The sequence below is a fragment of the Sphingomonas sp. 22R3R2A-7 genome, assembly GCF_036856055.1.
Taxonomy (GTDB): domain Bacteria; phylum Pseudomonadota; class Alphaproteobacteria; order Sphingomonadales; family Sphingomonadaceae; genus Sphingomonas.
Genome location: NZ_JASPFR010000001.1, coordinates 518,585 through 537,932, shown reverse-complemented (window position 1 = coordinate 537,932; position 19,348 = coordinate 518,585). Strand labels below are relative to the sequence as shown.

Sequence of the window (19,348 nt, the reverse complement as noted above, 5' to 3'; positions counted from 1 at the left end):
CTCAACCCGTCTCAGCGCACCCGCTTGACGAAGATCCGCCCGCCGTCGCGGCGCTCGGTCTGGAAATTGGGCACCGCCTCGATCAGCTCGGAGAGATGGTTGAAGCCGTAATTCCGCGCGTCGAAGCTCGACCGGTTGCCCGCGCGCTGGCCCAGCTCGGTCAGGCTCTGATAACCTTTCTCGTCGCGCTTGCCTGCATTATACGCGTCGATCAGCAGTTTGATCAGGTCCGATCCGATCGGCTCGCCACCGCGCGACCGACGCGCCGTTGGCGCGGTGGGGGCAGGGGCCTTCTCGCCCCCGATCGCGGGCGGCAGCGACAGCGGCATCGGCTCCGATTCATCATCGAGCGCACTCACGTCGATGAAGCGCGTGCACGCCTGGCGGAACCCCTCGGGCGTGCGGCTCGTGCCGAAGCCATAGACGGGCACGCCATCCTGGCGGATGCGCATCGCCAGCGGCATGAAGTCGCTGTCCGACGACATGATCCCGAACCCGTCGATCCGCCCGCGGAACAGCAGGTCCATCGCGTCGATCGTCATCTTCATGTCGGTCGCGTTCTTGCCCTTGGTCAGGTCGAACTGCTGCTGCGGCTCGATGCCGTGCTTGATCGACATGTCGCGCCACCCCTTGAGCGCGGGCTTCGACCAGTTGCCATAGACGCGGCGGACGTTGACCGTGCCAAGCTCTGCAAGGACGGTCAGCACGGGATCGAGCGTCGCGGACGAGGCGTTGTCGGCATCGATCAGCAAGGCGACGTTGCGGGTTGGGGTTTCGGCCATGGACCCGGGATTAGCCCCGCACGGTCCGCGCGTCCACGCTCGATCCGCCGGGTCGCGGCGCACGCCATCCCCGACCATGCGGCCACGCGCGATCGTCAGGGGTAGCGGATCGCCATCACTTCATATTCGCGCTCGCCCGCGGGCAGGTCGACGCGTCGAACGTCGCCAACGCCCGCGCCGCGCAACGCGCGCGCAAACGGCGAATTCCAGCCGATCCGACCATTGCCCGCATCGGTCTCGTCGTCGCCGACCAGCGTCAGCGTGCGGTGCGCGTCATCCTCGTCGGCGACCGTCACGCACGCGCCGAACCACACGCGCGACCGGTCCTCCTGCGCGGCGGGATCGATCACCTTCGCCGCCTTCATCCGCTTCGACAGCCAGCCGAGCCGCCGGTCGATCTCTCGCAGGCGTTTGCGGCCATAGATGTAATCGCCATTCTCCGACCGGTCGCCATTGCCCGCCGCCCATGAGATCGTCTCGACGAGCTTTGGCCGCTCGCCGACCAGAAGCTGCTCATATTCCGCGCGCAGCACGGCATAGCCGGCGGGCGTGATGTAGTTCGGGCGATCCATCGTCATCTGTCAGCAGGAACAAGCGCGCCGATCAGCCGGGGCGGTTCTTGCCGAGATACCAGGACGTCCGCGTCGCGACGCGGCTCTTGGCGCGCGCGGGGTTCATCAGATCGTACACGACCGCATTCTCGATCACGCGCTGCACATAGTTGCGCGTCTCCTGATACGGGATCGCCTCGATCCAGTCGACGATGTCGACCGCGCTTGTCCGTGGGTCGCCATTCGCGCGCAGCCACTTGTTCACGTTACCGCCGCCGGCATTATACGCCGCGATTGCAAGCGGATAGCTCCCATAGTTCGCATATATCCGCTGGAAATAGCTCGACCCCAGCATGATCGACAGATTGGGATCGCTCGTCAGCGCCGCCTGATCGTAGTTGAGACCGATCTTCCCCGACTGCTCGCGCGCGGTCGCGGGCATCAGCTGCATCAGCCCGCGGGCCCCCGCATGGCTGACCGCGGCGCGATCGAACTGGCTTTCCTGCCGCGAGATCGCGTGGATGATCGTCCAATTGTCCTCATAGCCCGCGGGCACGGGGACGGTCGGGAACCCCGCCGCCGAATAGTCGCTCAGCCCGTTGGTCAGCGCGCTGCGGCCGACCATCACGCCGAGGTCGGGGCGGTTGATCGACTTGGACAGCTCGGCCGCCAGCACATGGTCAGTATCGCTGGTCGCGTCCGCGGCGATCTGGCGCACGAACGCGGTCTGATCCTGCCAGTCGTTGATCCGGCCGAGGAACCGCACCGCGCGGACCGTCTCGCGCTGGTCGAACGCCGCGCGCACCGCGGGTGCGATCGCGAGGCTCGCCATCGGCGGCGGCGGGGTCAGCGTGCGCCCCATCCGCTCGGTCGCGAGCTGGCCATAGAATTGATCGCGATAGCCCGCCGCCTGCGTATAGAAGGCGGTGGCATCCGCGGCGCGCCCCGCTGCTTCGGCGGCGCGCCCGGCCCAGTAATAGCCGCGCGACCGGACGACGGGCGAGCTCGACCCGCGCGCATAGCGGTCGAACAGCGTCATCGCATCGGCGGGTCGGCCGAGCTGCTTCATCGCCGCCTGGCCACCAAGCCACGCCAGATTGGTATATTCGTCACGCTCGGCATAGGATTTCGCCGAGATGTTCGCGCCGGCGGGATAGGCATCGTCGATCTGCCGCGCGATGTCGTACGCGGTCTGCCACTGGCCGTCGTTCGCCGCGCCGCGCGCGTTGGTCACCAGCGTCTCGTACCATTTCGCCGGATTGCCAGGACGCGTCGTCAGCGACCGCGGCCGTGCGAGCCAGGCGCGTGCGGTCGGGCTCGCCCCGGCATTGCGCAGCCACAGCGCGCGATCGGCGACATAGCCCGCATCGCTGCGATAGGTCTCCTGCGTCGCTGCCGACAGGTCGGAGGCGTTGGGGGCATTGGTGCGGAACGCGAGCCGTGCCTCGAACAGCGGACGCCGCGCGGGGCTGACCAGCATGATCTGCCGCTGCGCCGCGCTCGTCTGCCCGGACCACAGCAGCGCGTCCATCCGCGCGTCCTGGTCCTCGGGCGTCAGCGCGCCGGCAAAGCCCGTCGTCACCATGACCTCGTCGGTCGGCGACAGTCCGCCCGATCGCCACGCGGTGCGCGCTGCGGCATAGGCGCGGTCGCGCTGCCCCGACGCCATCAGCGCGCGCGCGAAGGCGAGATTGCCCGTCGCGGACTGCGGTGGATAGCGCGTGAAGAACGCGACGACGTTCGCCGGCGCCCCGGTCGCCGCCTTGCGTTCCGCGGCGCGCCGATTGGCGGTCTCGTTCGGCCAGCCGGGATGCGCCATCAGAAACCCGGCATAGCTGTCGAACGGCAACGCGTCGGTCTGCTGCAACGCGCGCCACTGCGCGATCGTCGCGGCGATCGCGCCATCGCTGAACGCGGGCGCTGCGGTCGTCTGTGCCTGCGGCCCCATATTGGCGAGCTGCGTCCGATACCGATCGAGCGTTTCCTGCCCGGCCCCGGACGCGATTGCGGTGCCCGCGAGCGCCGCCAGAATGATCGTCGATTTAAACGCCAATGCTACCATGTGGACAGGATAGCGCTTCAACCCGTATCTGTCCTGAACGAAATACCCGATTTCAGCGCAGCAGGAGCGCGATACACCGATGGTTTCAGGTTCCCAGTTTGCCGGCTCGATCCCGGCGCTCGTCACACCCTTCGCCGCGGACGGCAGTTTCAACGAGGCGACCTACCGCGATTTTGTCGAATGGCAGATCGCCGAAGGCTCGTCCGCGCTCGTCGCGTGCGGCACGACGGGCGAGGCGGCGACGCTGAGCTATGACGAGCATTTTCACGTCGTCCGCGTCTGCGTCGATCAGGCGAAAGGCCGTGTGCCCGTGATCGCGGGGGCAGGATCGAACGACACGCGCGTCGCTTCGGCGAACCTGCGTGCGGCGCGCGATGCCGGCGCCGACGCTGCGCTGATGGTCCCGCCTTATTACAACCGCCCGAGTCAGGAGGGGATCTTCCGGCATTTCGAGGCGCTCGCGACCGACGCGCCGCTGCCGATCATCCTCTACAACGTGCCCGGCCGTACCGTGACCGATATCCAGCCCGCGACGCTGGCGCGCGTCGTGACCGCGTTTCCAGACGTGTTCGTCGGGGTGAAGGATGCCAGCGGCGTGCTCGCGCGCGTGTCGCAGCACCGCGCGGCGTGCGGGCCCGACTTCTGCCAGCTGTCGGGCAATGACGACCTCGCGCTGGCGTTCAACGTGATGGGCGGTACGGGCTGCATCTCGGTGACCGCGAACGTCGCGCCGAGGCTCTGCGCGGACTTCCAGGCGGCGTGCCAGGCGGGCGATTTCGTCAAGGCGCTCGCCTATCAGGATCAGCTATATCCCTTGCACGACGCGCTGTTCACCGACGCGTCGCCGGGTCCGGTGAAATATGCCATGGCGCGCGTGCGGGCCGGGTTCCCGGAGACGTTGCGCCTGCCGATGACCCCCGCCGGCGACGCCTCGCGCGCCGCAGTCGATGCAGCGCTGGCCCACGCAGGGCTGGCCTGATCCCCTTGCGTCATCGTGGCGAAAGTCAGGATGGCGCGGGGACCGACAATTAACATCCTGCGGGATACCGCGCCCGCTTCCCCTTCGCGCTCCGACCTCCTACATCGCGCATCGCATGGCACGTCCCAAACCCCCACCTTCGAGAAGACCAAGATCGTCGCCGAGAACCGGCGCGCGCGGTATGACTATTACATCGAGCAGGTCTTCGAGGCGGGGATCGCGCTGACCGGCACCGAGGTGAAGGCGCTGCGCGGTGGCGAAGGCTCGATCGCGGAGGCCTATGCCGAGGTGAAGGGCAAAACCGTCCAGCTGGTCAATTCGAACATCCCCGAGTTCAGCCACGGCAACCGCTTCAACCATGAGCCCAAGCGCCCGCGCAAGCTGCTGCTGCACGAGCGCGAGATCAACAAGATGCACGGTGCCGTCGCGCGCCAGGGCATGACGCTCGTGCCGCTGATGATCTATTTCAATTCCAAGGGCCGCGCGAAGATCGAGCTCGCGCTCGCCAAGGGCAAGCAGAACCACGACAAGCGCGACTCGGTGAAGGAACAGGACTGGAAGCGCGAGCAGGGCCGGATCATGCGGGATCGTGGATAGGCCGTGAGCGGGACGCCGGTCGGTATCTTCGGACGCCTCGCGGCGTGGTCGCATCGTAATCTGCCGACCCGCGAGATCGATGGAGCGCAACCGGCTGCTCCGTCCCGTCGCGCACCGCGTGCTCGCGCCCGAATTGTGGCGTTTCACGCGGCGTTCGGTACCGCGCGGCGTCGCGCTCGGGATGGTCGCAGGCATCCTCATCCCGGTTGCACAGACCCCCGTCGCCGCGTTGTTCGCGCTGCCGTTCCGGGCCAATGTGCCGACCGCGGCGCTGACGACGTTCATCACCAATCCCCTGACGACACCGCCGCTGTGGATCGCGGCCTACTGGATCGGATCCTGGCTGCTGCGGATCGACGCGCACGTCCCCGGCCAGCCCGTTGCCGAGGCCGCGGCGCAGGCAGACTGGATCCCGTGGCTGATGCAGGCCGGGCCGGCCACCGCGCTGGGCCTGCTGGTCATCACGATCGTCGCTTCGATCGGCGGGTATGCGCTCAGCGCGCTCGGCTGGCGGCTGTGGATCGCGCGTAAATGGCGTCATCGCCATGTCGGCAGGAACGCCTAGAATCCCGAATTGACGAGGCGTATTATCGGCGTACAACACGCCCAGTTTCAGGCCTTATCTATTCAAGGATCACCGATGCGCACGCCGATTTTCGCTGCCCTTCTGCTTGCCTCCGTTTCGACGATCGGGTTCGCCCAGAGCCAGGGTCCCGCACCGACCGCGACCGGTCCGGGCGCGACGGCTGCACCGGCCGGCAAGCCCAAGCTCGGCGACTTCGGGGTCGACACCACCGCGATGGACAAGTCGGTCCTGCCGGGCAATGATTTCTACCGTTTCGTCAACGGCAAGTGGATGGAGCGGACCGAGATCCCGGCGGACCGCTCGAGCTGGGGCGGCTTCGCGATCCTGCGCGACCTGTCCGACACGCGCACGCGCGCCGTCATCGACGAGGCCGCCAAGACGCAGAATGCGCCGGGCAGCGTGCGCGACAAGATCGGCACCACCTATGCCAGTTTCATGGACGCGCCGGCGATCGAGGCGAAGGGCGCAGCGCCGCTCAAGCCCTATCTCGCCAAGATCGCCGCGATCAGGACGCAGACCGATCTCGCGCGCGCGTTCGGCGACGCGACGCGCAACGGCATGGACGTCCCGATCGGTGCCGGCGTGCAGCAGGACCTCAAGGACAACACCGTCTATGCGGTGTATCTGGGGCAGGGCGGTCTCGGTCTGCCCGACCGCGACTATTACCTCGTCGACAACCCCAAGTTCGTCGAGACGCGCGCGAAATATCAGGACTATGTCGCGACGATGATGCGTCTTGCCGGCCAGCCCGATCCGGCCGGCGCCGCCAAGCGCATCTTCGATCTCGAAAAGGCGATCGCGCAGGTCCACTGGACGCGCGCCGAACAGCGTCAGGTCGAGAAGGGCTACAACCCCGAGATGGTCGCGGCGCTCGCGACCAAGATGCCCGGCTTCGACTGGAAGACGATGCTCGACGCACAGGGGCTCGGCAGCCAGTCGCGCGTGATTGTCGGCCAGCCCTCGGCGCTGGCGGGCACCGCGAAGATCGTCGCGGCGACGCCGATCGCGACCTGGAAGGAATATCTCGCCTTCCACACGATCGCGAAGTCGGCACCGTTGCTGTCGTCGCCGTTCGTCAATGCCAACTTCGCGTTCAACGGCACCGTCCTGTCGGGCACGCCGCAGCTCAAGGAGCGCTGGAAGCGCGGCGTCGACCTCGTCAACGGCAGCCTCGGCGAGGCGGTCGGCCAGGTCTATGTCGAGAAATACTTCCCGCCCGAGGCCAAGGCGAAGGCCGACGAGCTCGTCCGGAACCTGATCGCGGCGATGGACATCCGCCTGTCGAAGCTCGAATGGATGGCGCCCGAGACCAAGGTCAAGGCGCGCGCAAAACTCGCGGCGTTCACGCCCAAGATCGGCTATCCGGACAAGTTCCGCGATTACACCTCGCTCAAGGTCGTGGCGGGCGACGTGCTCGGCAATGCCGACCGTGCGACCGCGTTCGAATATGATCGGCAGCTCGCCAAGATCGGCAAGCCGGTCGATCGCAGCGAATGGTTCATGACGCCGCAGACGGTCAACGCCTATGCCAATCCGGTGATGAACGAGGTGGTCTTCCCCGCCGCGATCCTGCAGCCGCCCTTCTTCGATCCGAACGCCGATCCCGCGGTCAATTATGGCGGCATCGGCGCGGTGATCGGGCATGAGCTGAGCCATCATTTCGACGATCAGGGCCGCAAGTTCGACCCGAAGGGCAATTTCGCCGAATGGTGGACGCCGCAGGACGTGACGCGCTTCAAGGCATACACCGACAAGGTCGTCGCGCAGTACGGCGCCTATGAGCCGATCGCGGGCGCGAAGGTGAACGGCGAGCTGACGCTCGGCGAGAACATGGCCGATCTCGCGGGTGTGACCGTCGCGTATGACGCCTACAAGATCTCGCTCGCAGGCAAGCCCGCGCCGGTTCTCGACGGCTATACCGGCGACCAGCGCTTCTTCATGGGCTTCGGGCAGGTCTGGCAGAACAAGGCGCGCGAAGCGTCGATCCGCCAGCAGCTGACCACCGATCCGCACACCCCCAGCGCGTGGCGCAGCTATGTCGTGCGCAACCTCGACCCCTGGTATGCCGCGTTCGACGTCAAGCCGGGCCAGGCCTATTACCTCGCACCCGCCGACCGCATCCGCGTCTGGTAACTGACGCACCGACCCCTGCGTCGAGCCCCGTGATGCCGGGGCTCGACGCCGCCCCTGACCCGCTTCGTCACGACGACGAAGTCTGGAGACAATGATGAAGACCGTTCTCGTCGCCGGCCTGCTGGCCGCGTCCGCGCTCACCGGCGTCACCGCCGCGCTTTCGCAATCCACCACCGCCGCACCCGCCGCAGCCGAGCCTGCTCCAGCCGAGCCTGCGGCAAAGGCGGGCCCCACCTTCGGGGCGTTCGGCTTCGACGAGCAGGGCATGGACCGGACGGTCGCGCCGGGCGACGATTTCTATGCCTATGCCAATGGCGGCTGGGCGAAGGCGACGCCGATCCCGGCGGACAAGTCGAACTACGGCTCGTTCAATCTGCTGTCCGACCTGTCGGAGTCGCGCACGCGCGGTATCCTCGACACGGCTGCGAAGGATCCGCAGTCCAAGATCGGGCGCGCCTATGCGACGTTCCTCGACACCGGTGCGATCGAGGCGAAGGGGCTCGCGCCGATCCGTCCATGGCTCGGCCGGATCGCCGCGCTCAAGGACCGGGCAGGCTATCCCGCCTTGCTCGCCGAGGCGGACCGCGCCGGGATCGGCGGGCCGTTCGGTAGCGGCGTCGGGCAGGACGACAAGAGCCCTGAGCAGTACGCGCTGTCGCTCGGCCAGTCGGGGCTCGGCATGCCCGACCGCGATTATTACCTCAGCACCGACGCCAAGCTCGTCGAGGCGCGTGCCGCGTACCAGGCGCATATCGCCAAGATGCTGACGCTCGCCGGTGAACCTGATGCACAGGCGCGCGCCGCGGCGCTGCTCGCGTTCGAGACCGAGATCGCCAGGGTCAGCTGGACGCGCGTCGACAGCCGCGATGCGACCAAGACCTACAACAAGATGACCGTCGCCGATCTTGCCGCCAAGGCGCCCGGCTTCGACTTCGCCGGCTATTTCAAGGGCATCGGCACGCCCGTCCCGACCGTCATCGTCGCGCAGCCCTCCGCGATCACCGGCATCGCCAAGCTCGTCGCATCCGCGCCGATCGGCGTCCTCAAGGACCTGCTGATCCTGCGCTCGCTCGACAATTATGCCGATGTGCTGCCGAAGGCGTTCGATGCCGAGCAGTTCGCATTCTACGGCACCGTCCTCGGCGGCACGCCCGAGCAGGAGGCGCGGTGGAAGCGCGGCGTACAGTTCACCAGCGGTGCGCTCGACGACGAGGTCAGCAAGATCTACGTCGCGAAATACTTCCCGCCCGAGACCAAGGCGGCCGCGGACAGCCTGGTCCGCAACGTCATCGCCGCGATGGACGCACGGATCGACAAGCTCGACTGGATGGCGCCCGAGACCAAGGTCAAGGCGCATGCCAAGCTCGCCGCGTTCACCCCCAAGATCGGCTATCCGAGCCGCTGGAAGGATTATTCGTCGCTGACGATCACCGCGGGCGACGCGTTCGGCAACGCCTGGCGTGCGAACGAGTGGCAGCACCGCGACAACGTCGCCAAGCTCGGCAAGCCGCTCCAGCGCTGGGAATGGGGCATGACGCCGATGACGGTCAACGCCTATGCCAATTTCGGCATGGTCGAGATCGTCTTCCCCGCCGCGATCCTCCAGCCGCCCTTCTTCGATCCCAAGGCGGATCCGGCGGTCAATTATGGCGGCATCGGCGCGGTGATCGGTCACGAACTGAGCCATCATTTCGACGATCAGGGCTCGAAATATGATTCGAAGGGACAGCTGACCGACTGGTGGACGCCGCAGGACGTCGCGCGCTTCACCGCGCTGACGGGCAAGCTCGGCGCGCAATATGACGCGTATGAGCCGCTTCCCGGACTGCATGTGAAGGGCCAGCTGACGATGGGCGAGAACATCGCCGATCTCGCCGGGCTGACGGTCGCGCACGATGCGTATATGACGTCGCTCGGCGGCCGGACGCCGCCCGCCATCGGCGGGTTCAGCGCGGACCAGCGTTTCTATCTCGGCTGGGCGCAGGTCTGGCGGCGCAACTACCGCGAGGCCAATCTGCGCCAGCGGCTGCTTACCGATCCGCACTCGCCCTCGCAGCAGCGCGCCGCGGTCGTCCGCAATCTCGACCCGTGGTACGCGGCCTATCAGCCCAAGCCTGGGCAGAAGCTGTACCTGACGCCGGATCAGCGGGTCCGCATCTGGTGACGCGCGGGAGCGGACATCGCGCTTGACGCTGAACCCCGGAACGGCGGAAGACCCGCGCATGGTTTCGCTTCCGCTCAACACCCCCGTATCGCCGCTTCGTACGGCGGGGCTGATCGCCGGTATCGTCGGTCTGGGGGCGGCCGGGCTCGTGCTGTTCCTGATCGGCAACATGCTGGTCGCGGCAGGATTTCTCGGCGCGGCGATCCTCGTCGTCGGCGCGATTTGGGCGTGGCACGCGCTGTCGCCCGAACGCCGCAGCGACCCGCGCGCGATCGACTGGGACTTCACCCGGGCGATCGCGCAGGCGAGCAGCGACGCGGTCGCGGTGACCGACCGTGCCGGCCGCTTGGTCTGCGCCAACGACGCCTATGACGCGCTGTTCGCCGGGTTCCCGACACCCCCGGGCTGCCGCTCGACGACGCGGGCGTCGCCGCGCTCGGTGACGCGGGCCGCACCGCGTGGCGCGACGGTCGCGCGATCGCCGAACGGCTCGTCGCCAACGGCCTGCGCGTGTCGGCCGAGGTCACGCGCGCGGGCGACGAGGCCGACATGCTCGTCTGGCGGTTCCTGACCGCGCCCGAATACGACCTTGCGCAGACCGTCGAGCGGCTGATCGCGGGGCCGACCGGTGATCGCCTCGGCAGCAGCGGGATCATGGTCGCGCTCATCACCGCGGACGGCCGGATCCGCGCGACCAATCGCGTGCTCCGCGCGCGCGCGCTCGGCGACGGGCAGGACCTGATCGAGGGCAAGGACTTCGCGCGGTTCCTCGTCACCGATAGCCGGGGGCTCGTCCGGTTCGCGCATGAGGGGCTGATCGGCACGCCGCTGCGCGTCCTGCAGGTCCCGTTCATCGAGGGCGACGACGCCCCCGTCCTCGTCATGCTGCTCGACGAGGAGGAGAACGCTCCCGCGATCGGCGCCAGCGCGTCGGCGCATGTCAGCAATCTCGTCAGCCTGATGCCGTTTGGCATGGCGCTGGTCGACCGCGACGGCCGCTTCATCCAGATGAACGACTCGTTCCTGCGCGCCGCGGGCATCAACGGCACGGTCCCGCCGCTCTATCCGGGCGATCTGGTCGTGCGCGAGGACAAGGCCGCGGTCGCCGACGCGATCCGCCGGTTCGCGGGCGGGGTCACGCATTCGACCGACATGGCGGTTCGCCTCAAGGATCACCCCGACGAACCCGTCGCGCTCACCATCGCCGGCGCGCGCGGGCTCGGCGACGCCGCGGTCCTGCTCAGCCTCAAGGACAATTCGGAGGAATCGCGTCTCAAGCGCGAGGTTGCACAGGCGACCAAGATGCAGGCGGTCGGCCAGCTGGCGGGCGGTGTCGCGCATGATTTCAACAACATCCTGACCGCGATCATCGGGCACTGTGACCTGATGCTGATGCGCCATTCGCCCGGCGACAGCGATTATGACGACATCCAGCAGATCCGCACCAATTCGAGATCGCGCGGCCGGGCTCACGCGCCAGCTGCTCGCGTTCAGCCGTCAGCAGACGCTGCGCCCGCAGATCCTCCAGCTTCCCGATGTCGTCTCCGAAGTCTCCAACTTGCTCAAGCGCCTGATGGGCGAGACCGTCCGTCTCGACATGATGCACGGGCGCAATCTGGGACCGGTGCGCGCCGATCCGGGGCAGCTCGAACAGGTCGTCGTCAATCTCGCGGTCAACGCGCGCGACGCGATCCTGTCCGCCAACCCCCGCGGCGGCGGGACGCTCACGATCACCACGCGCGGCGTATCCTCGACCGAGGTCCGCCAGATGGCATCCGACATCCTGCCGATCGCCGACTATACCGCGCTGATCGTCCAGGACACCGGCGCCGGCATCCCGCCAGACGTATTGCCCAAGATCTTCGAGCCGTTCTTCACGACCAAGGAGTTCGGCAAGGGAACCGGGCTCGGGCTCTCGACGGTGTACGGTATCGTCAAACAGTCTGGCGGGTATATCTTCGCCGAATCGAAGCCGGGGCAGGGGGCAACGTTCAGCATCTTCCTGCCCGTCCATGCCGCGCCTGCCGCGCCGCGGCTCACGCTCCCCAAACCCGCCGCCAAGCCCGCGGATCTCTGGGGCACGGGGACGATCCTGCTGGTCGAGGACGAGGACATGGTCCGTGCGGTCGCCGAGCGTGCGCTCACGCGGCAGGGGTACAGTGTGCTGACGGCGGAGAATGGCGAGATCGCGCTCGAGGTGATGGCGCGCAACGGCCGTCCCGACCTGCTCATCACCGACGTCGTCATGCCGACGATGGACGGACCGACGATGGTCCGCCACGCGCGCGAGAAATATCCCGACCTGCCGATCGTCTTCATGTCGGGCTATGCCGAGGAACAGCTTCGCAAGTCGATCGACCTCGACAATGTCGAATTTCTCCCCAAGCCGTTCTCCGTGCAGCAGCTCGCCGAGGCGGCGCGCGACGTACTTGCCGGACGTTAAGCAACAAGGTGTTGGCAGACTGTAACAATCCCGCCTAAGGCGGTGCGATGAACGTTCCCCAGCAAATCCTCATCGTCGAGGATGAACCCTTGATCGCCATGATGCTCGAGGATTTTCTAGAGGTCTTGGACAAGGCGGTGGCCGGGTCGGTCGACACGGTCGCCGATGCCCTGTCGCGAATCGCGCAGGGCGGCGTCGACGGCGCGATCCTCGACGTCAATTTGCGCGGTGGGGAAAAGAGCACCGCGGTTGCCGAGGCGCTCGCGGCGCAGGGCGTGCCGTTCGTCTTCGCCACCGGCGGCGGTGACGACGGCGTCGCCCCCGAATTCCGCGACCGCCCCCGCCTGCAGAAGCCCTTCACGATGGACGGCGTGGCAAAGGCCCTCGAGGCACTGTGACGCCGTCATCCTGACGAAAGTCAGGACCCAGAGTTAATACTACCGTGACCCGTGTTTCGCGCGAATGAGCCCCGCTGCGTTCTGCGAGGGCGGGACAGTTTTGCGTGCTCGCGTCAAAAATCGACGCAACTCTCTTGCGCGAATGCCCCTTCCCGCGACATAGGCGGTCGCCATGACCCGTACATTCGATAAATCGCGCCTGCCGAGCCGTCACGTCTCCGTTGGTCCCGAACGCGCCCCGCACCGCAGTTATTACTATGCGATGGGGATTCCCGAGGAGGACATCGCCCGGCCGTTCGTCGCACTCGCGTCCGCCGGCAACAACTCCGCACCCTGCAACACCACGCTCGACGCGCAGGCCGATGCCGCACAGGCGGGCGTGATCCAGGGTGGCGGCATGCCGCGCCGCTTCAACACGATCACCGTCACCGACGGCATCGCGATGGGCCATCAGGGGATGAAGGCGAGCCTCGTCAGCCGCGAAGTCATCGCCGACTCGGTCGAGCTGTCGGTCCGCGGCCATTGCTACGACGCGCTCGTCGGTTTCGCCGGCTGCGACAAGTCGCTGCCCGGCATGATGATGGCGATGCTCCGCCTCAACATCCCGTCGGTGTTCGTCTATGGCGGCTCGATCCTGCCCGGCCGCTATCAGGAGCGCGACGTCACCGTCGTCGACGTGTTCGAGATCGTCGGCAAATATGCGGCGGGTGCGTGCCCGCTGTCCGAAGTCCACGCGCTCGAGAAGGTCGCCTGCCCCGGTCACGGTGCGTGCGGCGGCCAGTATACCGCCAACACGATGGCCTGCGTCGCAGAGGCGATCGGTTTATCCATTCCAAACAGCAACATGGTGCCCGCACCGTACACGACGCGTGAACAGATCGCGGTGGCCGCGGGTGCGCAGGTCATGGAATGTCTGGCGGACAATATCCGCCCGCGCGACATCTGCACGCGTGAGGCGTTCATCAACGCCGCGCGCGTCGTCGCCGCAACGGGTGGCTCGACCAACGCCGCGCTGCATCTGCCCGCGATGGCATCCGAAGCCGGGATCGAGTTCGACCTGTTCGACGTCGCCGAGATCTTCAAGACGACCCCGTACATCGCCGACCTCAAACCCGGCGGCAAATATGTCGCGAAGGACATGTACGAGGCCGGCGGCGTCTACATGCTCATGAAGACGATGCTCAGCGGCGGCTTTCTCGATGGCAGTTGCATGACGGTCACGGGCAAGACGCTCGGCGAGAATATCGATCAGGTGACGTGGAATCCCGACCAGAAGGTCATCTACGACATCAACACCCCGCTGACCCCGACGGGTGGCGTCGTCGGCCTGCGCGGCAGTCTCGCCCCCGATGGTGCGATCGTGAAGGTCGCGGGGATGCACCGCCTCCAGTTCTCGGGCCCTGCGCGCGTGTTCGACTGCGAGGAGGATACGTTCGCCGCGGTCGAGGCCCGCGAGATCAACGAGGGCGAGGTCATCGTCATCCGCTACGAAGGGCCCAAGGGCGGCCCTGGTATGCGCGAGATGCTGTCGACCACCGCGGCGCTCTACGGTCTCGGCATGGGCGAGAGCGTCGCGCTGATCACCGACGGGCGCTTTTCGGGCGGGACTCGCGGGTTCTGCATCGGTCATGTCGGCCCCGAGGCGGCCGATGGCGGCCCGATCGCGCTCGTCGAGGACGGCGACATCATCCATATCGATGCGGAGGCGGGGACGATCGACCTCGACGTTCCCGAGGACGTGATGGCCGCGCGTCGTGCCGCCTGGGTCCCGCGCCCGACCGATTATGGTTCTGGCGCACTCTGGCGCTATGCCAAGACCGTCGGTCCGGCGTACAAGGGTGCGGTCACGCACCCCGGAGCCGCAGCCGAAACCCATGTCTACGCGGATATCTAAACGATCGCAGTATTTTGTGGCTGTTCTTTCGCTCCCGCTCGCATCTTGCGGGCAGGAGCAGCCGGGCGCTTCGGAGACGGCGCAGCGTCGCGACGACGCGCAGGCGGCGATGCATATCCCGTGTGCTAAGGGCAACGCCGCGCTCGTGGCCGATTGCACGATTGAACAGGCTGCGGGGCCTGACGGCATCGTCCTGACCATCCGTCACCCCGGTGGCGGGTTTCGCCGGTTGCGCGTCACGGCGGACGGCCGCGGTGTCGTCGCCGCCGACGGGGCCGAGCAGGCGCGTGTCACGGTGCCCGGGGCGGGGAGCATCGATGTCGCGCTGGGTACCGAGCGCTACCGTCTCCCGGCAACGGTCCGCGCGGGGGCGACCGGCTCATGATTCCGATCGAGGGCCAGCCCGTCCTGACCGCTGCCGAGATGCGCGCGGCCGAGGAGGCGGTGATCGCAACCGGCGTCTCGGTCGACACGCTGATGGACCGTGCGGGCACGCGCATCGCGCACGCGGTCCGTCGCCTCGCGGGGGCGAACGCCATTCTCATCCTGTGCGGCCCCGGCAACAATGGCGGCGACGGCTATGTCGCCGCGCGCGTGCTCGCGGACCTGGGCGCAACGGTCCGCGTCGCGGCGCTGTCCGAGCCCCGGACCGATGCGGCGAAGGCGGCAAGAGCAGGGTGGTGCGGCCCCGTCGAAACACTCGCCGATGCCAGACCCGCCCCCGTGCTCGTCGACGCGCTGTTCGGTACCGGCCTGACGCGTCCGCTGGATGTCGCGGCGGCGCAGCTTCGCGTGTTGGCCGACGCCGCGGGTCTCAGCATCGCGATCGACCTGCCGAGCGGCCTCGCCACCGACACGGGCACCGCGCTCAGCACGCCCCCCGTCTTCGATCTCACGCTCGCGCTCGGTGCGGTGAAGCCCGCGCATTTGCTCCAGCCCGCCGCGCGCTATTGCGGGACGATCCGCCTGCTCGACATCGGCGTCCCGGTCACCAGCCAGGCCGCGGTCCTCGCACCGCCCGTGCTCGCGGCGCCGGGCCCCGATTGTCACAAATATACGCGCGGCATGGTGGCGGTCGTCGCGGGTGGCATGCCGGGCGCAGCGGAACTGGCGGCCCACGCCGCGATGCGCGCGGGCGCCGGCTATGTGACGCTGCTCGGCGACACCACAGGCGCGCCGCACGCGCTCGTCCGCGCGCCACTGACCGACGCCGCGCTCGCCAATGACCGGATCGGCGCGGTCGTCATCGGCCCGGGGCTCGGCCGCGACGATCGCGCGCGCGCCAGGCTCGACGCGGCGCTCGCTGCAGGCCACCCGCTCGTCATCGACGGCGACGCGCTCCGCCTGCTCGACCCCGAGCGGATCGCGGCACTCGGGCTTCCCGTCATCCTGACGCCGCATGCGGGCGAGTTCGACGCGCTCTTCGGCGGATCCGATGCGGACAAGATCACGCGCGCGCGCGATGCCGCGGTCCGCGCGGACGCGGTCGTCGTTTTCAAGGGCGCGGACACCGTCGTTGCCGCGCCTGACGGCCGCGTCCGGATCGCGCACGGTGCGAGCGACTGGCTCTCGACTGCGGGGACGGGCGACGTGCTCGCCGGCGCGATCGCCGCGATGATGGCGGCACGGCTCGATCCGTTCGCCGCCGCCTGTGCCGGGGTGTGGTTGCATGGCAATGCTGCACGCCGGTCGGGACCGGCATTTATCGCCGATGACTTGGCGGATGCGCTCCGGTCGGCCAGAGCGTCGGCATGACCTCCGACATCACGCCCGACATCGCCCCCGACCTCATCATCCGCGTTGCCGCGCGCGGGGACGGCATCACCGCGGACGGCCGCCATGCCGCGCTGACCGCGCCCGGCGACACGCTCGCACCCGATGGCACGGTGACGCACGGGGTCCACCACCAGACGCCGCCCTGCGTCCATTTCCCGACCTGCGGCGGCTGCCAGCTTCAGCATCTCGACGACCAGAGCTATGCCGAGTTCGTCACCGACCGGATCGCCTCCGCGCTCGACGGGCAGGGGCTGTCGGCCCCGCTGCGCACGCCGCACGTCTCGCCCGAACGCAGTCGCCGCCGCGCAACGCTTCATGCCGAGGCCAAGGGGGCAGGATCACGCTCGGCTTTACTGCCGAGAAGGCGCACACGATCGTCGACATCAAGGAATGCTGGATCCTCGATCCGCGCTTGTTCGCACTCGTCGAGCCGCTCCGCCAGCTGCTCAGGCGGCTCAACTTCCGCCGCCGCGCCGACATCCACCTGACGCTCGCCGACCAGGGCGCGGATATCCTCATCACCGGCTTCGCGCCCGAAGGCCTCGCCGCCGCCGAAGCGCTCACCCGGTTCTGCGAGACGCACAAAGTCGCGCGTGTCGCGTTCGACGACGGCCTTGGGCCCGAGACACGCTGGGAGCCCGACGCGGTCACGATCACGCTCGGCGGCGTCCCCGTGCCGCTGCCGCCCGCGTCGTTCCTTCAGGCGACTCCCGATGGCGAGGCTGCGCTGACCAATGCCGTGCTCGAGGCGATCGGCAAGCCCGCCACGGTCGCCGACCTGTTCGCGGGGCTCGGCACCTTCACGCTCGCGATCCCCGCCAAGGTCTATGCCGCCGAGGGCGCACGCGATGCGCTATCGTCGCTGAAAGCGGCCGCGCACCGGTTGCAGCGTCCGGTCTATCCCGAGCACCGCGACCTGTACCGCCGCCCGCTGACGACCGCCGAGCTCGACCGGTTCGACGCGGTCGTCATCGACCCGCCGCGGTCGGGCGCGCGCGAGCAGATGGCGGCGCTTGCCGAGTCCAAGACGCCCGTCATCATGTACGTGTCGTGCAACCCGGCGAGCTTCGCGCGTGACGCGAAGGACCTGTGCACGGCGGGGTGGCGGATCGACTGGATCCAGCCGGTCGGCCAGTTTCGCTGGTCGACGCATGTCGAACTCGCAGCAAAGTTCGTCCGCGACGCTCAGCCGTCCTGACGCCCGCGTCATCCGGATGAAAGTCGGGACTTAGGGTAACGGGAGCAGCGCTGCGTGACCCAGGGTCCCGGATCAGGTCCGCGATGACGGCGGCGGATACACGGCCGTCACGAAGTACAACCCGTCGGGCGGTGCATTCAGCCCCAGCATCGCCCGATCCCTCGCCGCCAGCGCCTTCGCCACATCGTCGACCGCCCAGCGTCCCATGCCCACCAGCGCGAGGCACCCGACCATCGACCGCACCTGGTGATGCAGGAACGACCGCGCCGCCGCGTGGATGAACAGCCGCTCGCCGTCGCGCACCACCTCGAGCCGGTCGAGCGTCCGCACCGGGCTGTCCGCCTGGCAATGCGCCGAGCGAAACGTCGTGAAATCATGCCGCCCGACCAGCGCGGCCGCCGCCGCCGCCATCGCGTCCGCATCGAGCGGCTGCGGCACCTGCCACGCCAGCCCCGCCTCGAACGTCAGCGGCGAGCGGCGGTTGACGATTCGGTACTCGTACGACCGCCCGATGCACGAAAACCGCGCATGCCAGTCGTCGTCGACGACCTCGCACTCCAGCACCGACACCGGCGCGGGCCGCACCAGCGCGTTCAGCGCCTCCATCAGCCGGAACGCCGCGACGGGCTTCGCGATGTCGACATGCGCGCGCATCGCCATTCCGTGGACGCCGGCATCGGTCCGACCCGCCGCCTGCACTGACGCGGTCTCGCCGGTCATCTTCAGCACGGCCGCCTCGAGCGCCGCCTGGACACTCGGCCCGTGCTTCTGCCGCTGCCACCCCATGAACGGCCGCCCGTCGAATTCCACCGTCAGCGCGAACCGCGTCAAAGCTGCGTACCCGAGGGGATCGCGAAGCCGCGGATCAGTTCCGTCGCCGACGTCACGCCGCGCCCCGCGCGCTGGACGATCGTCGGCCGGATCGCGCCGTCGCCGCATGCGATCGTCAGCTCGCCATTGACCGTCATCCCCTCGCTGCCCGGGAAGGTGAAGGGCAGCACGTCGGCGGCCAGCACCTTCACGCGCTCGCCCTTGTACTCGAACCACGCCCCCGGTGCCGGGTTCATCGCGCGGATCAGCCGCTCGACCTCGGCCGCGTGTTTCGTGAAATCGATCCGCGCCTCGGCCTTGTCGATCTTGGCCGCGTAGGTGACGCCCGCGTCGGGCTGTACGCGCGCCGGGTGCGCGTCGAGATCGCCAAGCACCTCGAGCATCAGTCGCCCGCCCATCGCGGCAAGTTCGCGCGTGAGGTCGCCCGTCGTCTTCCCGACGATCGGCGTCCGCGCCTCCAGCCGGACCGGCCCGGTGTCGAGACCGGCTTCCATCTGCATGATCCCGACGCCCGTCTCGCTGTCGCCGGCCAGGATAGCGCGCTGCACCGGCGCCGCGCCGCGCCACTGCGGCAACAGCGACCCATGGACGTTCAGGCATCCATGTTTTGGTGCGTCCAGAATGACTTGCGGCAGGATCAGGCCATAGGCTGCGACCACCGCGACGTCGGCATCGTGCGCGGCGAACACGGCCTGCGCCTCCGCCGTCCGCAGGCTGGTCGGCGTGAAGACGGGAATGCCCGCCGCCTCGGCGCGGACCTGCACCGCGGAGGGGACCAGCTCGCGCCCGCGCCGCCCGCCCGCGCGGGGGGCTGGCTGTAGACCGCGACGACGTCGTGTTCCGATGCCACCAGCAGCGCGTCGAGGATGTCGCGCGCGAACTCGGGCGTTCCCATGAAGATGATCCGCATGCTCCCCCTCGAACACGCTGGCGGGGAGGCTTGCAACCCCCTAT

Annotated in this window: 12 protein-coding genes and 4 pseudogenes; 11 read left to right on the top strand and 5 right to left on the bottom strand. The window is 68.2% G+C overall.

Annotation, left to right across the window (positions count from 1 at the left end):
* Positions 1 to 11: 11 nt before the first annotated feature.
* The 3 genes from QP165_RS02475 to QP165_RS02465 all read right to left on the bottom strand — a co-directional run bounded on the left by QP165_RS02475 (position 12) and on the right by QP165_RS02465 (position 3,395).
* Positions 12 to 782, bottom strand: coding sequence for an NYN domain-containing protein (locus tag QP165_RS02475; protein WP_056023398.1), 771 nt, complete (start codon positions 780 to 782; stop codon positions 12 to 14).
* A 95-nt stretch (positions 783 to 877) separates the two neighbouring features.
* Positions 878 to 1,354 carry a transcription elongation factor GreB gene (greB, locus tag QP165_RS02470; RefSeq protein ID WP_333996915.1) on the bottom strand — a complete coding sequence of 159 codons (477 nt, stop codon included), beginning with the start codon at positions 1,352 to 1,354 and terminating at the stop codon, positions 878 to 880.
* Between the two features lie 31 nt (positions 1,355 to 1,385).
* Positions 1,386 to 3,395 (bottom strand): lytic transglycosylase domain-containing protein, encoded by a 2,010-nt coding sequence (locus QP165_RS02465; protein ID WP_333996914.1) that lies wholly within the window; start codon positions 3,393 to 3,395, stop codon positions 1,386 to 1,388.
* 79 nt (positions 3,396 to 3,474) lie between these two features.
* On the opposite strand from QP165_RS02465, the gene dapA reads away from it, so the two are divergent.
* The 11 genes and pseudogenes from dapA to QP165_RS02410 all read left to right on the top strand — a co-directional run bounded on the left by dapA (position 3,475) and on the right by QP165_RS02410 (position 17,563).
* The gene (dapA, locus tag QP165_RS02460) at positions 3,475 to 4,374 is read left to right on the top strand and encodes a 4-hydroxy-tetrahydrodipicolinate synthase (RefSeq protein ID WP_333993588.1); all 900 of its coding nucleotides are present in this window, start codon (positions 3,475 to 3,477) and stop codon (positions 4,372 to 4,374) included.
* 115 nt (positions 4,375 to 4,489) lie between these two features.
* Positions 4,490 to 4,971: pseudogene (gene smpB, locus QP165_RS02455) on the top strand (SsrA-binding protein SmpB).
* 79 nt (positions 4,972 to 5,050) lie between these two features.
* Positions 5,051 to 5,536 (top strand): DUF2062 domain-containing protein, encoded by a 486-nt coding sequence (locus tag QP165_RS02450; RefSeq protein WP_056024292.1) that lies wholly within the window; start codon positions 5,051 to 5,053, stop codon positions 5,534 to 5,536.
* 75 nt (positions 5,537 to 5,611) lie between these two features.
* Positions 5,612 to 7,690 carry a M13 family metallopeptidase gene (locus QP165_RS02445; RefSeq protein ID WP_056023385.1) on the top strand — a complete coding sequence of 693 codons (2,079 nt, stop codon included), beginning with the start codon at positions 5,612 to 5,614 and terminating at the stop codon, positions 7,688 to 7,690.
* A 94-nt stretch (positions 7,691 to 7,784) separates the two neighbouring features.
* Complete coding sequence (locus tag QP165_RS02440; RefSeq protein ID WP_333993585.1) at positions 7,785 to 9,854, top strand: M13 family metallopeptidase; 2,070 nt, start codon at positions 7,785 to 7,787, stop codon at positions 9,852 to 9,854.
* A 58-nt stretch (positions 9,855 to 9,912) separates the two neighbouring features.
* A pseudogene (locus tag QP165_RS02435) lies at positions 9,913 to 12,297 on the top strand (response regulator).
* A gap of 47 nt (positions 12,298 to 12,344) precedes the next feature.
* A complete protein-coding gene (locus QP165_RS02430) occupies positions 12,345 to 12,695 on the top strand; it encodes a response regulator (protein WP_056023383.1) in 351 nt (116 codons plus the stop codon).
* A 172-nt stretch (positions 12,696 to 12,867) separates the two neighbouring features.
* On the top strand, positions 12,868 to 14,589 hold the full coding sequence (gene ilvD, locus QP165_RS02425) for a dihydroxy-acid dehydratase (protein WP_333993582.1): 1,722 nt from the start codon (positions 12,868 to 12,870) through the stop codon (positions 14,587 to 14,589).
* Positions 14,590 to 14,605: 16 nt separating this feature from the next.
* Positions 14,606 to 14,974, top strand: a complete 369-nt coding sequence (locus QP165_RS02420; protein ID WP_333993581.1) for a hypothetical protein — start codon at positions 14,606 to 14,608, stop codon at positions 14,972 to 14,974.
* Positions 14,971 to 16,344: an NAD(P)H-hydrate dehydratase gene (locus tag QP165_RS02415; protein WP_333993579.1), complete on the top strand. Its 1,374-nt coding sequence runs from the start codon at positions 14,971 to 14,973 to the stop codon at positions 16,342 to 16,344. The genes QP165_RS02420 and QP165_RS02415 overlap by 4 nt, the downstream gene beginning before the upstream one ends.
* Positions 16,341 to 17,563, top strand: a pseudogene (locus tag QP165_RS02410) (class I SAM-dependent RNA methyltransferase). The gene QP165_RS02415 and the pseudogene QP165_RS02410 overlap by 4 nt, the downstream one beginning before the upstream one ends.
* A 72-nt stretch (positions 17,564 to 17,635) precedes the next feature.
* Here QP165_RS02410 and truA read toward each other — a convergent pair.
* Positions 17,636 to 18,394, bottom strand: coding sequence for a tRNA pseudouridine(38-40) synthase TruA (truA, locus tag QP165_RS02405; protein WP_333993577.1), 759 nt, complete (start codon positions 18,392 to 18,394; stop codon positions 17,636 to 17,638).
* Positions 18,391 to 19,304, bottom strand: a pseudogene (gene fmt, locus QP165_RS02400) (methionyl-tRNA formyltransferase). Before fmt ends, truA begins: the two are co-directional and overlap by 4 nt.
* Between the last annotated feature and the right edge of the window lie 44 nt (positions 19,305 to 19,348).

Excerpts from the sequence above, each read along its gene's own strand:
- QP165_RS02445 (WP_056023385.1), top strand. The coding sequence starts at position 5,612 with ATGCGCACGCCGATTTTCGCTGCCCTTCTGCTTGCCTCCGTTTCGACG.
- ilvD (WP_333993582.1), top strand. The coding sequence starts at position 12,868 with ATGACCCGTACATTCGATAAATCGCGCCTGCCGAGCCGTCACGTCTCC.
- greB (WP_333996915.1), bottom strand. The coding sequence starts at position 1,354 with ATGGATCGCCCGAACTACATCACGCCCGCCGGCTATGCCGTGCTGCGC.
- QP165_RS02430 (WP_056023383.1), top strand. The coding sequence starts at position 12,345 with ATGAACGTTCCCCAGCAAATCCTCATCGTCGAGGATGAACCCTTGATC.
- QP165_RS02415 (WP_333993579.1), top strand. The coding sequence starts at position 14,971 with ATGATTCCGATCGAGGGCCAGCCCGTCCTGACCGCTGCCGAGATGCGC.
- QP165_RS02465 (WP_333996914.1), bottom strand. The coding sequence starts at position 3,395 with ATGGTAGCATTGGCGTTTAAATCGACGATCATTCTGGCGGCGCTCGCG.
- QP165_RS02475 (WP_056023398.1), bottom strand. The coding sequence starts at position 782 with ATGGCCGAAACCCCAACCCGCAACGTCGCCTTGCTGATCGATGCCGAC.
- QP165_RS02450 (WP_056024292.1), top strand. The coding sequence starts at position 5,051 with ATGGAGCGCAACCGGCTGCTCCGTCCCGTCGCGCACCGCGTGCTCGCG.
- dapA (WP_333993588.1), top strand. The coding sequence starts at position 3,475 with ATGGTTTCAGGTTCCCAGTTTGCCGGCTCGATCCCGGCGCTCGTCACA.
- QP165_RS02440 (WP_333993585.1), top strand. The coding sequence starts at position 7,785 with ATGAAGACCGTTCTCGTCGCCGGCCTGCTGGCCGCGTCCGCGCTCACC.